Raw genomic sequence first — 14,896 nt, forward strand, 5'->3', positions numbered from 1 at the left:
CCAGCCCGGCCCCGTCCCACGCCGCCCAGCCCCGGGTGAGGTATGCCGCGGGTCAGCTGGTCTTGCTGTTGCGGCGGGAGGTGAGCAGGCCGACGAGGCCGAAGAGGACGAGCACGGCCCCGGTGAGGACGATGCCGAACGGGCCGATGTCGCCCCAGTCGACCGTCAGGCTGCCGAGCTCCTGGGCGAGGATGATCCCCGCGACGGCGAGGCAGACCAGTCCGAGCACGATGGCTGGGGCGTGCGGCCCGGTCGGCCGCTCCGGCAGGGGAGCGATGACGTGCTCGTCCGCGACGGCGGCGCTGGAGGTGGCGAACGGGGTATCGGCGTGGTGCACCGGGTTGCCGAACAGGTCGTGGCCGGTGGTCGACTCACCGACCCCGAGGGCCCGCGTGGCATCGGTGCCGTCGAGCTGCTCGGTGCGGTCGAACTGCTCGGTGCCTTCGAACTGCTCGGTCGTCTCGGACTGGTGGGTGGTGTCGCTGTGCACGGTCTGCTCCAACTGCTGGGTGTCGTCGGACGTGTCGCCGGCGGTCGTCTCGAACGTGGTGTCGTCGAGGGGGTCGTTCTGCTGGTCGTCGTTGCGGGGGGTGTCGGGCGTGGCCATGGGGATCACTCCTTGCCGATCAGGATCTGGCCGAGGCCCACGTGGGCATCGACGATGACGTCAGGGGTGCCGGTGCCGAAGGTCTCGACGGTGCTGATGTTGCGGCCGTCATTCCCGTCGAGCTGGATCGGGCCACCATCGCCGTTGACCCCGAGCGGGGCGACCGGGCCGAGGCCGGCCGTGTCCATCCGTGAGATGTCACCGGCGCCGACGGAGCTGTGCACCTCGACGGTGAGGTTTTCCGGGATGTAGATCCTGAGCTCGCCGATGCCGACCCGGGCCTCGATCGTGCGAGGGGTGCCGGGGTTGTCCGGGGCGTCGGCGAGGTCGAGTGCGGCCGAGCCGATGCTGAGGCGGTACCTGTCGGCCGTGTCGGTGGCTGACGGGCGCCACGTGCGCTCGCCGACCCCGCCGCCGAAGGTCACGTCGGGCACCACCGAGGCGGTCCAGGTGACCAGCGCCAGGACGATCGCCAGGAAGCCGGTGAAGCCGGCGCGGCGGCCCAGCAGGCCCAGCACGAGGGTGCCGAGGCCGAGGACGCCGAGAGCTGCGGCCAGGGCCACCGTCTCGTCACTACCCGGCCAGTTGGCCGCGTCGTGGATCGACAGGGYCGCACCGTAGGCCGCCAGGGCCAGTCCGCCGACGAGCAGGGTGGCGACGAAGCCTCCACTGCGACGGCGGGGCACCTTCGGCGGCTTGGGCCGCGGCGCGACCGGGGTGGGTGGCGGTCCGTAGACCCCACCGGGGGGTGTGGCCACGGGAGCAGTGGCTCCGGGGGCGGGGGCGTAGGTGGTGGACACGGCGGCATACTCCTGCGTCGGGGAATCGGTGGTCTGGGGAACGGCGCTGGTTTGCGCCTGGTCAGCGGGCGAGGTGGCGGTGGGCCACGCTGCGGCGGGCGAGGTGGCGGCGGGCCAGGAGGCTCCGGGCTGGGGGCCGTACGCCGGTGGTGCGGCGTAGGGAGCCGGTGGTGGTGCGTAGGGGGCGGACGGTGGGGTGTAGGAGGCGGGCGGCGGGCCGTAGGTCGGCTGGCCCACGCGCCCCTTGCGACCGTCACGGTTGCGGGTGACGAGCCACACGACGAGGCCGACCGGGACGACCACCCACCAGACCCAGCCGAGGCCGGAGTTGTCGCCGCTCAGGCCGGCGCCGCCGATGAGCGACAGGCCGATCACGACGAGCAGGATGATGCCGAGCACGTCACCGTCGCGCAGCGCCTTCTCGGCGATGATCTCCTCGTGGTTGTTGGGCAGGAACGCCCACGCGATGAGGTAGACGGTGATGCCGACGCCCCCGAGCACGACCAGGAGGACCAGGACCGCGCGGATCACGATCGGGTCGACGCCGAGGCGGGTGGCGATGCCGGAGCACACGCCGGCCAGCCACTTGTCGTCGCCGTCGCGGCGCAGGTCCACGGAGCGGATCCAGCCGAAGAAGCGGTCCAGCCCGCTGGCGTGGCCGTCGGGGTGGGTCTGGTTGGTCGGGCCTGCGGACGGCCCAGGGTTCTGCGTCATGTCATCCATGGTGTCGCCGGCGGGAGCGTGCTGCCATGAGGGTCGACCCTGAACCGACCCTGAAGGGTGCCGAGACCACCCTGAATACGTTCGGTATCCACGCGTTCGTGCGTCAGGATGAGGTCATGCCGACTCCCTACGAGCGGCCCGTCCCCCCAGCGGTGGCGAGGGCCGCAGAACGCCGCGCCGCACGTCCGCAGCTGACCCGCCCCGCCGAGGGCAAGGTCATCGCGGGGGTCGCGATCGGTCTGGCCCACCACCTGGGCTGGCCGGTGCGGTGGATCCGGTTGGCGTTCGTGCTGCTCTCGATCCCCACCGGCGCAGGCCTGGTCGCGTACATCTTCCTCTGGGCGCTCACGCCACAGTCCCGTGGAGGAGTCGTAGGTCGAGGTCGTCGGGCCGTCGACCCGGCCGACCCCGAGGCCGTCGCGAGGGCTGGAATCGTCGCCGAGCCCGTCACCGGCGCCGGCGAGCGTGACGCGACCCGGGTGCTGCTGGTCGGTGGGTTGATGCTCGGCATCGGACTCGTCGTCGTGGCCCAGAACGCCGGCCTCAACGCGCGCCTCGGCATCCTCGTGCCCCTGCTCGTCGTCGCCGCCGGAGCCGTCCTGGCGTGGTCCCAGCTCGATGACTCGCAGCGCGGTCGTTGGCTCGGATCCGAAACGGGCACCAGGAGATTCAGCGTTGCCCGCCTCGCGTTCGGTGGGGTGCTGGCACTGACCGGTCTGGTCATCATGGCTACTCGCGGTCGCTCCCTCGCCGCGATCTGGGACATCGGGGCAGCGGTGCTCGCCGTGCTCGCGGGCGTCGCGCTCATCGCCGCCCCGTGGGCGTTGCGGTTCTGGTCCGACCTGCGCCACGAGCAGGCCGAGCTGGCCCGGGCGACCGAGCGCGCCGACATCGCCGCGCACCTGCACGACTCGGTGCTCCAGACCCTCGCCCTCATCCAGCGCAAGGCCGGCGACGCGGGGGCGGTGACCCAGCTCGCCCGCGCCCAGGAGCGCGAGCTGCGCTCGTGGCTGTATGCCGGGCCCGCGGACTCCGATGCGACGCTCGCCACCGCGGTGGTCGAGGCGGCGCACGAGGTGGAGGACCTGCACGGCATACCCATCGAGGTGGTCTCCACCGGTGACCGTCCGCTCGACGACGGCGGCCAGGCCCTCGTGCGGGCTGTCCGCGAGTCGCTGCTCAACGCGGTCCGTCACGGTGCGGCGCCGGTCTCGCTCTACCTCGAGGTAGGACCTGCCGGGGTCGAGGCGTTCGTCCGCGACCACGGCCCGGGCTTCGAGGTCGGCGAGGTCCCCGAGGACCGCCTCGGGGTGCGCCAGTCGATCCTGGGGCGGATGGAGCGCCACGGCGGTGCGGCCAGGGTCCGCCGGCTCGAGCACGGCACCGAGGTCAGCCTCAGCCTGCCACCCGACCTGCGCCCGCCCCAGCCCGCGACCGACGCCGCCCAGCCACCGACCGCCCAGCCACCGACCGCCCAGCCACCGACCGCCCAGCCACCGACCGTCCCGCCCCCGCCCGTCCCGCCCCCGCCCGTCCAGCCCACGACCATCCAGCCCACTGCGGAGGAAACCCGTGAACACGCCTGAGAAGAAGTCCGTCGAGGTCGTCCTCGTCGACGACCACCGCATGTTCCGGTCAGGGGTCCGAGCCGAGCTGGGCGGCGCCGTGTCGATCGTGGGCGAGGCTCCCGATGTCGATGCCGCCATCGCGGTGATCCGTCAGGTGAAGCCGCCGGTGGTGCTGCTCGACGTGCACCTGCCCGGCGGCAACGGCAACGGCGGCATCGACGTCATCCACGGCTGCAAGGGACTGGAGACCGCTGACGGGCAGCCCGTGCGGTTCCTGGCGCTGTCGGTCTCCGACGCAGCCGAGGACGTGATCGCCGTCATCCGAGCCGGTGCCCGTGGTTACGTCACCAAGACCATCAGCGCCGTCGACCTCACCCGCGCCATCCAGCGGGTGGCCGACGGTGACGCGGTGTTCTCGCCGCGACTGGCCGGGTTCGTCCTCGACGCGTTCGGCGCTGCAGCCGGAGAGGTCGCCCAGGTGGACGAGGAGCTCGACCGGCTGTCGGCTCGGGAGCGCGAGGTGATGCGGCTGATCGCCCGCGGCTACCAGTACAAGGAAGTCGCCAAGGAGCTGTTCATCTCGGTCAAGACGGTCGAGACCCACGTCTCGTCAGTGCTGCGCAAGCTCCAGCTGTCGTCGCGCCACGAGCTGACCGCCTGGGCGATGGGACGCCGCCTCCTCTGAGCCTCGCTGCCGGCGCGACCTGTTGCGTTCTGGTGGTCACGGACGGCCGATCTGGCGGGCTGGTGACCACCGGGTCGCAACAAGTCAGGCCTCGGGGGTGAGGTCGTCGGTGCCGCCACCGGTGCCGGCTGCCCTGGCGCTCGGACCGCCGCGACCGGTGGTCCGGGGGTCGACGTACCCTCCCTCGGGCGGGACCATCTCGGCGCGCACGCCCAGCAGCCGGATCGGCCGGTCGTCCTCGAGTGCCCCGAGGAGGTCGAGCGCAGTCTGTGCGATGAGATCGGCGTCGAAGGTCGGCTCAGCCAGCTTGCGCACCCGGTTCGTGGTGAAGAACGGCGCGAACCGTACCTTGAGGAAGACCCGTTGGCAGGCCCGCTCCTCGCGCCGGATGTCTTCGACCACCTGACCGGCGAGCGAGCGGATCGCCTCAGCGATCTCGGAGGGTTCGACGAGGTTGGTCTGGTAGGTCGTCTCCCGACCGTGGGCCCTCGCGATCCACGGGGTGTCGTCGACCGTGGCCGAGCTCACCCCGCGGCCCAGCCGGGCGTAGTGCGGACCCATCGACGGACCGAACTCCGCCACGAGGGTCGCCTCGTCGGCGGCGGCCAGGTCGCGGACCGTGCTGTAGCCGTGGGACGCCAACCGCTGCGAGATCTTCGAGCCCACGCCCCACAGCGCGATGGTCGGCCGGTCGCCCATCACCTCGAACCAGTTGTCCCGGGTGAGGACGAAGACCCCGCGGGGCTTGCCGAAGTCGGTGGCGATCTTGGCCCGCACCTTGGTGTCACCCACCCCCACCGAGCAGTGCAGGTCGGTCGCCTCCAGCACGGCTGCCCGGATCGACTCGGCGTACGCCACCGGGTCCGAGGTCGTCACCCCGACGAACGCCTCGTCCCAGCCGAGCACCTCGACGACCGCACCCGGCATACCTCTCAGCGTCTCCATGACCCGCGCGGACGCCTCTTCGTAGGCCGACCCGTCGACGGGGAGGAACACCGCCTCCGGGCACCGGCGCACCGCCACCTTGAGCGGCATCCCCGACCGCACGCCGAACTCGCGCGCCTCGTAGGAGGCGGTGGACACGACGGCGCGTTCGGTGGGGTCGCCGCGCCCCCCGACGACGAGGGGCACCCCGGCCAGCTCAGGGTGGCGCAGGATCTCGACCGCCGCGATGAACTGGTCCATGTCGACGTGCAGCACCCACGGCCGCGCCGCGGGTGCTGGGGGCTCGGTAGACCCGGTGGGTTCCGTCGTCACGGGTCCATCCTGCCGCGTGCCGGTGTCAGCGCCCGGGAGCCAGGGCAGCTGGGGCAGCCGGGGGACTCAGGGGACCAGGAGCAGCTTGCCGGTGGTGCGGCGGGCCTCGAGGTCGTCGTATGCCGTGGCCGCGTCAGCGAGCGGGTAACGGCCCCCGATCTCCACGACGAGCCGGCCGGCCGCGATGTCGGCCAGCACGGACGTGCCGCGCTCGAGCAGCTCCTCCCGGGTCGCGGTGTAGCTGCCGAGCGTGGGACGGGTGAGGAACAGCGATCCGGCAGTGTTGAGCCGCTGGATGTCGAACGGCGGCACCTGCCCGCTCGCGCCGCCGAACAGCACGAGCATGCCGCGCGGCCGCAGCGACGAGAGCGACGCGTCGAAGGTCGCCTTGCCGACGCCGTCGTAGGCCACGTCGACCCCGGCACCACCGTTGGCTTCGCGCACCTGAGCGGCCAGGTCGTCGGCCTCGCGGTAGTTGATGACGGCGTCTGCGCCCAGTCCGCGGGCGATCTCCAGCTTGTCGGGTGACCCGGCCGTCGCGACCACCCGGCCGCCCTTGGCCTTCACCATCTGGACGAGCAGCTGGCCGACGCCACCCGCCGCGGCGTGGACCAGCGCCGTGGTGCCGGGCCCCACGGCATACGTGGAGTTGACGAGGTAGTGCGCGGTCATGCCCTGCAGCATCGCGGCCGCCGCGACGTCGAGCTCGACGCCGTCGGGCACCGGGACGAGGCTGTCGGCGGCCCGGTTCACCACGCTGGCGCCCGCGCCGAGGCCGGAGCCCCACGCCACCCGGTCGCCGACGGCGACGCCGGTCACGCCCGACCTGACCGCCGTGACCGTGCCGGAGCCTTCGGAACAGGACACGAAGGGCAGGGAGAGGGGGTAGATGCCCTGTCGTTGGTAGACGTCGATGAAGTTGACGCCCACCGCAGCGACCGCGACCTGAACCTCGCCGTCCCCCGGCGGCGAGACCTCCACGTCCTGGACCTCCAGGACCGAGGAGTCACCCGTGCGGGGGACGACGAGGGCGCGGGCCGTGGTCGAGTCAGAAGCCATGCTCCGACCCTAGGCGAGAGGCCTAGGAGAGCGCCCTCTGGTAGGCGGCCATGGCCTTGAGCGGAGGCTTGACCGCGAACGCCTGGGCCAGCTGCGACGGGTCGACGAACCACAGGTGGGTCATGGCGCCGGACGTGCGCAGCGTCGTGCCGGCGGCGCAGTTGCCGTTGGCAGGATTCAGCCCGTCGACCGGCTTGAGCTTCTGCACGCCGCCACCGACGCAGGCCTCATGGGTGTGCCAGCGGACGTACGGCTGGTAGCTGGTCGGCGGAGCCTTCTTCTCGGCGGTGAACATCACGCCCACGAGGGTGAACGACCCGTCGGCGCTGCGGCGGTAGATCAAGGTCTCGGGAGCGTTGGGGTCGAGGATCTTCCCGTCGGTGCGGTTGGCTTTGTTGGGCACGTGCACCAAGCCCTGCTTGAGCGTCTTGTCACTGCCCTTCTTGCCTGCGGCGGCCAGCAGCTTCTGCTTGCGGTCCCAGGCGGCCTGCACGTCGAACCCCGCCCTGGTGGCGACGGCCGGGTCGCGGTAGGCCGCGGTCGCAGCGATCGTCCGGGCGAGGAGGTCCTTCGCTGCGGCGGTCTGGGCAGGAGTCGCCGCCGTGGTGTCGGGCAGGTTCGGCACGTCGGCGTGGTCGTGTGCGGCAGTGCCGTCGGCGGATCCGTCGGCGGACCCGTCGGCGTCGGCGAGCAGGTGGCTGTGCCCCGCAGCCGCCCCGGCGACGTCGGCCGTCGGGTGGTCGTGGCTCGGTGCCGCGATCGCCGCACCGCTGGCCACGAGCGTCAGCGCGGCGACGGCGCCGGTGAGCACGGCTGCTCGGCGTGGTGTCGACGGCGCCTTGAGCCGCGCGGGCGCCCAGCCGGTCGCGGCCACGACAGCGAGCCCGGCGCTGAGCACCTCGAGTGCGACGCAGACCGAGTCGGCGACGCCCACGGGCTCGGCGACGCCGGCCCCCGGTCCGAACGGCAGGCCGCTGGTGCGCGACACCACCCAGACCAGGGCCAGCGCCACCGAACCCCCGGCCCCCGCCAGGAGTACGCGTCGCGACGACGGTCGCGACCAGCACCACCCGGCCCACCCGAGCTGCGCGGCTGCTGAGACGAGGAAGAAGAGGCCTGCGGCCCACCACTGCTGGAAGTGGTCGGTGCTGACCCCGACGTGGATGAGCGCGGCGCCCACGGTGAGCAGTGCCGCGCAGCGGATGAGGAGGGTTCGTGTGTCCATGGCTCGACGATGGACCGCCGATGTGCGAGCGAGGTGATCGCAGTGTTCGGGGAATGTTCGGGTTCGGCCACGACCGGGCACCGATTCGCCGGTATGCCGCGAGGCCGCTTGCCGACGCACCCTCGCGTCAGCGACCGTTGCGCCATGACGACGACCTCGGGCGCGACGCCGGGCGGCGAACCCTCGGGCGCGCGGCCGGGCGGCGAACCCTCGGGCGCGCGGCCGGGCGCTCAACCCTCGGGCGCGAACACCGGCGCGACCTCGCGGGTGCTGCTCGTCGAGGACGAGCCCGCCCTCGCCGAGCTCGCGCGCCTCTACCTCGAGCGCGACGGCCACCGCGTCGACGTGGTGGGCGACTCCGATGCCGCGCTCGCTGCCCTCGACCGCCGCGACCACGACCTGGTGCTGCTCGACATCGGCCTCCCCGGCAGCGTCGACGGGATCGAGCTGTGCCGTCGCATGCGCGCCCGGGACGACTGGACGCCGGTCATCTTCGTGACCGCTCGGGACGACGAGGTCGACCGGATCATCGGGCTGGAGCTGGGCGCGGACGACTACGTCACCAAGCCGTACTCGCCGCGTGAGCTCGCCTCGCGGGTGCGCGCGCTCCTGCGCCGCCAGCAGCGGGCCGCCCGGTCCGCGGGGGAGCAGCCGCGGTCGCTGGCCGTCGGCGCCCTGGTCCTCGAGACCGACACCCGCCGCGGCCGGCTCCACGACCGCCCGTTGCCCTTGACGACAACGGAGTTCGACCTGTTGGCGCACCTCATGGCACGGCCCGGGCGCGTGTACACCCGCGGCGAGCTGCTGGCGGCGGTGTGGGACTACCCGGCCGACGACCCGACCCGCACCGTCGACGTCCACATCGCCCAGCTGCGCGCCAAGCTCGGGGACGACAGCCCGATCCGCACCGTGCGCGGCGTCGGCTACAGCGTCGAGCGACCATGAGCGTCGGAGACCCGGTCGGCCGGGGTTCGCTGGAGCGTCGGACCGCCGCCCTGATGGCGGCTGTCGTCACCATCGCGGTCGTCGTCGCCGGACTGGTCTCGGTCGGCCTCGTGCGTGGCGCGGCACAGGACGAGGCGCGAAAAGCATTGCGTAGCAAGGCCGATCTCGTGAGTGCGGTGCTGGAGGCGAGCCGCCCTGTCGACATCGCGCCGGCCCTGCGCGTGGTCCGCCAGCAGGACACCCCCGTCGCCTGGGAGGGCCCCGGCGGGAGGCTGGCCGGGGACGCACTGGCCCGGACGGCATACGCCCAGCTGCCGCAGGCGCAGCGGACGACCAGCGGCTCGCACACCCTGCGCATCGACGGGCGGCAGGTGCTGGTGGAGGTGCGGACGCTGTCGACGGGCGCGACCGTCGTGTTCGCGCAACGGACCAGCCTCGCCACCGGCCAGAGCCTGCGTCTGCTCAACCGCGTGCTGCTGGCGTTGGTGATCGGGCTGGTCCTCGCGGTCCTCGCGTCGGTCCTCTTCGCCCGACGGCTGGCCGCTCCCTTGCGCAGCACCGCCGCCGCAGCGCACCGGATGGCGTCGGGGGAGCGGTCGGTGCGGGTGGTGCCCGAGGGCCCGGCCGAGGTCGCCGAGACGGGGGAGTCGCTCAACGCGCTCGCCGAGGCGCTGGAGCACAGCGAACGGCGGCAGCGCGAGTTCCTGCTCTCGGTCTCCCATGAGCTGCGCACTCCGCTGGGGGCGGTCAAGGGGTTCGCCGAGGGGCTGCAGGACGGCGTCATCACCGGCGCGGCGGTGGTCGCCGCTGGTCGCACGATCGTGGCGGAGTCGGCCCGGCTCGAGCGGCTGGTCGCCGACCTCCTCGACCTCGCGAGGCTGGGCGCCGACGACTTCCGCTTCGACGCCGTGCCCCTCGACCTGCGCGACGTCGTCGACCAGGCCGCCGAGGTGTGGGACGAGCGGTGCCGTCGGGAGGGCGTCCGCTTCACCGTCGAGCGACCGGCGGCAGCGGTGCCGGTCCGTACGGACCCCGTGCGGGTGCGCCAGGTGATCGACGGCCTGGCCGAGAACGCCTTGCGGGTCACGGAGGCCGGAGCCCCACTCGTCCTCGCCCTGCGGGCCGAGGGCGACCGTGCCGTGCTCGAGGTGCGCGACGGAGGTCCCGGCCTGACCGCCGACGACATGGCCGTCGCCTTCGAGCGGTCCGAGCTCTACCAGCGCTACCGCGGGGTGCGCCGGGTGGGCACCGGTCTCGGGCTGGCGCTCGTCAAGGCCCTCGTCGACGGGCTCGGTGGCGCGGTCGCCGTGCAGCCGGCGCCCGACGAGGGCGGCACGTGTTTCCGGGTCGAGCTGCCGCTCGCGTGAGCCGTCGGCCGTCGTTGGGGCCTCAGGCCCCCGTCGTGATCCAGTAGCGGCGCTTGCCGCGCAGCTCGCCCTCGAACTCGCCACCGTTCGCCTCGATGGTCCGCGCCGACGCCACGTTGTCCAGGTCGCACGTCACGAGCAGCCTCGGTATGCCGCGGGCGGCAGCCAGCGGCACGACCTGCCTCAGCGCGTCGCTGGCGAAGCCGCGGCGTCGGGCGCTGGGGCGCACCCCGTAGCCGACGTGCCCACCCACGGAGGCGAGCATCGGGTGGTCGATGCTGTGGCGCAAGGAGATCGCGCCCACGAACTCGTCCGGCCGGTCAGGGTCCGCCATCCACCAGTAGGTGGCCGGCGTCCAGCCCGGCGGACGCAGCCCGTCCTCCTCGGCGTCGCCCACCCGGTTGGCCACCAGGCGCGCGAACTCGGCGGGGTCCTCGAGCCCCTCGCGGGTGAAGACCACCCCCGGGAAGTCGCCCTCCGCAGGCCAGTGCACGATCCCGTCGTGCACCGCCTGGCCGGCCGCCCGGAACTCGTCGGCCGCAGCGAGGAAGGACCGGTGGAACCGGACGTGCGGGGTCGCGAGCAGCACCATGGTCAGTCCCGGCCCAGCAGGGCGATCGCGGCGTCGAGCATCGCCTCGGTGAGCTTGCCGGTGAAGGTGTTCTGCTGGCTGACGTGGTAGCTGCCGACCAGCCGGACCGACCGCCCCTCGGGGGTCGTGAGCTCGGCGTGGGCGGCGTGCCCGAAGCGGGGCTTGGGCCGCGGGACGGCCCAGCCGAGCCGTCGCGCGCTGCCGAGGGTGGCGTCCCAGGCGATCGACCCGAGGGCCAGCACCGACTGCAGCCGTGGGGCGGCGAGCTCGAGGTCGCGGTCGAGCCAGTGCGCACAGGTGGCCTTCTGGGCGGTGGTGGGCTTGTTGGCAGGCGGGGCGCAGCGGACCGCCGCGATGATCCGCATCCCGGTCAGCTCGAGGCCGTCGCCGCTGGCCAGGGACTGCGGCTGGTTGGCGTAGCCCGCGCGGTGCAACGCGGCATACAGCCAGTCGCCGGAGCGGTCACCGGTGAACATGCGGCCCGTGCGGTTGGTGCCGTTGGCGGCAGGCGCCAGGCCGACGACGAGGACCTCGGCGTGCGGGTCTCCGAAACCGGGTCCGGGCCTGCCCCAGTAGGGCTGGTCCGCGAATGACGCCCGGCGGCCTTGGGCCGCAACGGTTTCGCGCCACTCGACCAACCGAGGGCAGGCACGGCAGACGCTGACCCGCGCGTCGAGCTCGGCGACGTCGGGCGACGTGCAGGCCAGGGCGTCGGTCTGGGATGCGGTGCGGGCCACCGGCGTGCCCGCTGACGCCGGGTCGCCGGGCCATCCGGTGCCAGGTGGCGCCGGGGACTCGAAGGGTTGGCCCGTGACCGGGTGGGGGTCGAGGCTCATGTCGGCACCCAGTAACGACGCGTGCCGTTGCGGGTGTCCTCGTAGACCCCGCCGTTGGCCTCGATGGCTCGACGCGACCCCTCGTTGCCCTCGCGGCAGGTCACCAGCACCTGCTCGAGGCCGAGCTCGGCCCTGGCGACCCGGAGGGCCAGCCGCAGCGCCGCGCGGGCGTGGCCGCGGCGCCGGGCCGAGGGGCGCACGCTGTAGCCGAGGTGTCCACCCTCGCGGAGCAGGAACTCGGTCAGCTCGTGGCGCAGGGCGAGGGACCCGACGTACTCGTCGTCGTCATCCACGACCCAGAAGAAGTGGCAGGCCGTCCACCCGGACCTGCGCGGGGCGTGCTCGTCGCGGGCGCGCACCCGCTGCGCGACGAACCGGGCGAACTCGGCGGGGTCGGCCAGGCCCTCACGGGTGAACGCGTAGCCGGCATATCCGGGCTCGGCAGGCTGGGCGAGGTCGCCGTCGCCGTCGCGCTGCTCTCCCGACATCGCGAACTCGTCCGACGCGGCGAGGTAGCCCGCGTGGTAGCGGACGTGCGGGTCGACGAGGCGGGTCACGCCACGACGCTAGCCGGGTGTCCACGGGCGGGCCACGGGATATCGGGTCTGTCGCCCGCGCCACGTAGGCTGGGACCAACATGAGCACGCTCTTCGACGACCTCGCGCCCCTCAACGAACCCGGGTCCTCCGACCCCTCCACCCGCCGCCCCAGCGCGGCGGCAGCCCGGGCGACCGCCGTCGACGACCGCGGTGTCCCGACGTGGGCCCAGGCGGCGGCCGAGGGCCGCGGTCCCGACGACGGCGACTCCCACCGCGCCGACCCCGAGACCCTGCTCGAGGGCCTCAACCCCCAGCAGCGCGCGGCGGTCCTGCACGAGGGTGGCCCCCTGCTCATCGTCGCGGGTGCTGGCTCGGGCAAGACCCGGGTCCTCACCAACCGGATCGCCTACCTGCTGGCCGCCCGAGGCGTGCAGCCCGGCCAGGTGCTGGCCATCACGTTCACCAACAAGGCCGCGGCCGAGATGCGCGAGCGCGTCGCCGCCCTGGTGGGGCCGCGGGCGAAGGCGATGTGGGTCATGACGTTCCACTCCGCGTGTGTGCGCATCCTGCGCCGTGAGGCCGCCAAGGTCGGGCTCAAGTCGACCTTCTCCATCTACGACGCGGCCGACAGCCAGCGCCTGATGGCAATGGTCATGCGTGACCTCGACCTCGACCCCAAGCGCTACCCGCCCCGGTCGTTCAGCCACCAGGTCTCCAACCTCAAGAACGAGCTGGTCGACGAGGAGACCTTCGCCTCGCGCGTGGGGGAAGGCACGCACCAGGAGCGGATGCTGGCCGAGGCCTACACCGGCTACCAGCGTCGCCTGCGCCAGGCCAACGCCCTCGACTTCGACGACCTCATCATGACGACGGTCAACATCCTCCAGGCCTTCCCCGACGTCGCCGAGCACTACCGCCGCCGGTTCCGCCACGTCCTCGTCGACGAGTACCAGGACACCAACCACGCGCAGTACCAGCTCGTGCGCGAGCTGGTGGGTGGCGCGGCAGGCAGCCCCGGTATGCCGGTCGGTGACGGCCCCGCCGTCGAGCCCGCCGAGCTCGTGGTGGTCGGCGACGCCGACCAGTCGATCTACGCCTTCCGTGGCGCGACGATCCGCAACATCGTGGAGTTCGAGGAGGACTACCCGAACGCTAGGACGATCCTGCTGGAGCAGAACTACCGCTCCACCCAGACCATCCTGCAGGCGGCCAACTCGGTCATCGCCAAGAACCCCGAGCGCCGCAAGAAGAACCTCTGGACCGACAGCGGCAACGGCTCGGCGATCATCGGCTACGTCGGCGACAACGAGCACGACGAGGCCGCCTTCGTGGCCAAGACCATCGACGAGCTCGGCGACTCCGTGGGCGTCAAGCCCAAGGACGTCGCGGTCTTCTACCGCACCAACGCCCAGTCCCGTGCCCTCGAAGAGGTCTTCGTGCGAGTCGGCCTGCCCTACAAGGTGGTCGGCGGCACCCGGTTCTATGAGCGCCGCGAGGTCAAGGACGCCCTGGCCTACCTGCGCGTCATCTCGAACCCCACCGACACGGTCAACCTGCGGCGCATCCTCAACGTCCCGAAGCGCGGCATCGGAGACCGGGCCGAGGCATGTGTGGCCGCCCTCGCCGAGCGTGAGCGGATCCCGTTCATCGCGGCCCTCGGGCGGCCCGAGGACGCCCCCGGCATCGCCACGCGGTCCGTGGCGGCGATCAAGGGCTTCACCGGCCTGCTCGAGCAGCTGGGTCAGATCCACGCGGACGACGAGCAGGGGGTCGGCGCACTGCTCGAGGCCGTGATCGACAAGTCCGGCTACCTCGCCGAGCTCCGGGCGAGCCACGACCCGCAGGACGAGACCCGCGTCGAGAACCTCGCCGAGCTGGTGGCGGTGGCGCAGGAGTTCGACGAGACCCGCGCCTCGACAGGCGAGGTGGCCTCGCTCGAGGACTTCCTCGAGCAGGTGTCGCTCGTGGCCGACGCCGATGAGATCCCCGACTCCGAGGAGGCCGAGGACCTGGGCGTGGTCACGCTGATGACCCTCCACACGGCCAAGGGCCTGGAGTTCCCGGTGGTGTTCCTCACCGGCATGGAGGACGGCACCTTCCCGCACCTGCGCGCGCTGGGCGACCCCAAGGAGCTCGAGGAGGAGCGCCGGCTCGCCTACGTCGGCATCACTCGGGCCCGCGAGCGGCTCCACCTCTCGCGAGCGGCGGTCCGCTCGGCCTGGGGGGCGCCGCAGTACAACCCGGCCAGCCGGTTCCTCGACGAGATCCCGCCCGAGCTGGTCGAGTGGCAGCGCGCCGAGGCGGCGACCACCACCCGCCGACCCGGGCTGCCCGCGGTCGCCACGCTGGCCGCCCGGCCGGGCGTGCGCTCACCTGGCAACCGGCCGCTCATCGCGCTCCACCCGGGCGACAAGGTCACGCACGACAGCTACGGCATGGGCACCGTCGTCAAGACCGAGGGTGAGGGCGACAAGACGCAGGCCCACGTCGACTTCGGCGGCGACACCGGCGTGAAGCGGTTCCTGCTGCGCTACGCGCCGCTCGAGAAGCTCTGACCAGACCCTCCGAGATCCCAGCTCTCGGGCCGCTGCGGACCTCCCAGGCCCGAAAGGTGGGATCTCGGCGCGCCCGGCTGACGCGGCATACGCGAAAGGCGCCCCGGAGGGCGCCTGGCGTGGAGTGAGGTGGTCGGG

13 protein-coding genes are annotated in these 14,896 nt (G+C 72.8%); 5 read left to right on the top strand and 8 right to left on the bottom strand.

Translation table 11 applies throughout. From position 1 onward, the window contains the following. Nucleotides 1-52 precede the first annotated feature (52 nt). Nucleotides 53-607 (bottom strand): hypothetical protein, encoded by a 555-nt coding sequence (locus tag AC1DX8_RS16115; RefSeq protein WP_477630955.1) that lies wholly within the window; start codon nt 605-607, stop codon nt 53-55. 5 nt (nt 608-612) lie between these two features. Next, entirely contained in the window at nt 613-2,121 is a 1,509-nt protein-coding gene (locus AC1DX8_RS16120) for a PspC domain-containing protein (RefSeq protein ID WP_477630956.1), read from the bottom strand. Between the two features lie 125 nt (nt 2,122-2,246). Here AC1DX8_RS16120 and AC1DX8_RS16125 point away from each other — a divergent pair, with 125 nt between their 5' ends. After that, nucleotides 2,247-3,716 (top strand): ATP-binding protein, encoded by a 1,470-nt coding sequence (locus AC1DX8_RS16125; protein WP_477630957.1) that lies wholly within the window; start codon nt 2,247-2,249, stop codon nt 3,714-3,716. Next, on the top strand, nt 3,703-4,383 hold the full coding sequence (locus AC1DX8_RS16130; RefSeq protein WP_477630958.1) for a LuxR C-terminal-related transcriptional regulator: 681 nt from the start codon (nt 3,703-3,705) through the stop codon (nt 4,381-4,383). Before AC1DX8_RS16125 ends, AC1DX8_RS16130 begins: the two co-directional genes overlap by 14 nt. Nucleotides 4,384-4,467: 84 nt before the next feature. Here the strand turns inward: AC1DX8_RS16130 and AC1DX8_RS16135 are convergent, their stop codons facing one another. From AC1DX8_RS16135 to AC1DX8_RS16145, 3 genes are all read right to left on the bottom strand, one after another. Further along, nucleotides 4,468-5,640 (bottom strand): DNA polymerase IV, encoded by a 1,173-nt coding sequence (locus AC1DX8_RS16135; protein ID WP_477630959.1) that lies wholly within the window; start codon nt 5,638-5,640, stop codon nt 4,468-4,470. Between the two features lie 66 nt (nt 5,641-5,706). After that, the gene (locus AC1DX8_RS16140) at nt 5,707-6,699 is read right to left on the bottom strand and encodes a quinone oxidoreductase family protein (protein ID WP_477630960.1); all 993 of its coding nucleotides are present in this window, start codon (nt 6,697-6,699) and stop codon (nt 5,707-5,709) included. 22 nt (nt 6,700-6,721) lie between these two features. After that, complete coding sequence (locus AC1DX8_RS16145; RefSeq protein WP_477630961.1) at nt 6,722-7,924, bottom strand: hypothetical protein; 1,203 nt, start codon at nt 7,922-7,924, stop codon at nt 6,722-6,724. A 144-nt stretch (nt 7,925-8,068) separates the two neighbouring features. On the opposite strand from AC1DX8_RS16145, the gene AC1DX8_RS16150 reads away from it, so the two are divergent. Both AC1DX8_RS16150 and AC1DX8_RS16155 read left to right on the top strand, forming a co-directional pair. Beyond that, a complete protein-coding gene (locus tag AC1DX8_RS16150; RefSeq protein WP_477630962.1) occupies nt 8,069-8,869 on the top strand; it encodes a response regulator in 801 nt (266 codons plus the stop codon). Then, complete coding sequence (locus tag AC1DX8_RS16155; protein WP_477630963.1) at nt 8,866-10,236, top strand: HAMP domain-containing sensor histidine kinase; 1,371 nt, start codon at nt 8,866-8,868, stop codon at nt 10,234-10,236. The genes AC1DX8_RS16150 and AC1DX8_RS16155 overlap by 4 nt, the downstream gene beginning before the upstream one ends. Before the next feature lie 22 nt (nt 10,237-10,258). On the opposite strand, the gene AC1DX8_RS16160 is transcribed toward AC1DX8_RS16155, so the two are convergent. Genes AC1DX8_RS16160 through AC1DX8_RS16170 form a run of 3 tightly spaced genes read right to left on the bottom strand, consistent with a single transcriptional unit; the run spans nt 10,259 to nt 12,221 of the window. Further along, the gene (locus AC1DX8_RS16160; protein ID WP_477630964.1) at nt 10,259-10,828 is read right to left on the bottom strand and encodes a GNAT family N-acetyltransferase; all 570 of its coding nucleotides are present in this window, start codon (nt 10,826-10,828) and stop codon (nt 10,259-10,261) included. 2 nt (nt 10,829-10,830) lie between these two features. Further along, nucleotides 10,831-11,664, bottom strand: coding sequence for a uracil-DNA glycosylase (locus AC1DX8_RS16165; RefSeq protein ID WP_477630965.1), 834 nt, complete (start codon nt 11,662-11,664; stop codon nt 10,831-10,833). Next, nucleotides 11,661-12,221 carry a GNAT family N-acetyltransferase gene (locus AC1DX8_RS16170; RefSeq protein ID WP_477630966.1) on the bottom strand — a complete coding sequence of 187 codons (561 nt, stop codon included), beginning with the start codon at nt 12,219-12,221 and terminating at the stop codon, nt 11,661-11,663. The genes AC1DX8_RS16165 and AC1DX8_RS16170 overlap by 4 nt, the downstream gene beginning before the upstream one ends. Nucleotides 12,222-12,301: 80 nt before the next feature. Here AC1DX8_RS16170 and pcrA point away from each other — a divergent pair, with 80 nt between their 5' ends. Next, nucleotides 12,302-14,758 carry a DNA helicase PcrA gene (gene pcrA / locus AC1DX8_RS16175; RefSeq protein WP_477630967.1) on the top strand — a complete coding sequence of 819 codons (2,457 nt, stop codon included), beginning with the start codon at nt 12,302-12,304 and terminating at the stop codon, nt 14,756-14,758. Nucleotides 14,759-14,896: the final 138 nt, after the last annotated feature.

This window comes from Pedococcus sp. P2_A3 (assembly GCF_056405035.1).

Bases quoted from the DNA above. Each gene is read 5' to 3' on its own strand.
- AC1DX8_RS16150 (WP_477630962.1), top strand. From the start codon at position 8,069: ATGACGACGACCTCGGGCGCGACGCCGGGCGGCGAACCCTCGGGCGCG.
- AC1DX8_RS16145 (WP_477630961.1), bottom strand. From the start codon at position 7,924: ATGGACACACGAACCCTCCTCATCCGCTGCGCGGCACTGCTCACCGTG.
- AC1DX8_RS16160 (WP_477630964.1), bottom strand. From the start codon at position 10,828: ATGGTGCTGCTCGCGACCCCGCACGTCCGGTTCCACCGGTCCTTCCTC.
- AC1DX8_RS16155 (WP_477630963.1), top strand. From the start codon at position 8,866: ATGAGCGTCGGAGACCCGGTCGGCCGGGGTTCGCTGGAGCGTCGGACC.
- AC1DX8_RS16165 (WP_477630965.1), bottom strand. From the start codon at position 11,664: ATGAGCCTCGACCCCCACCCGGTCACGGGCCAACCCTTCGAGTCCCCG.
- AC1DX8_RS16115 (WP_477630955.1), bottom strand. From the start codon at position 607: ATGGCCACGCCCGACACCCCCCGCAACGACGACCAGCAGAACGACCCC.
- AC1DX8_RS16140 (WP_477630960.1), bottom strand. From the start codon at position 6,699: ATGGCTTCTGACTCGACCACGGCCCGCGCCCTCGTCGTCCCCCGCACG.
- AC1DX8_RS16125 (WP_477630957.1), top strand. From the start codon at position 2,247: ATGCCGACTCCCTACGAGCGGCCCGTCCCCCCAGCGGTGGCGAGGGCC.
- pcrA (WP_477630967.1), top strand. From the start codon at position 12,302: ATGAGCACGCTCTTCGACGACCTCGCGCCCCTCAACGAACCCGGGTCC.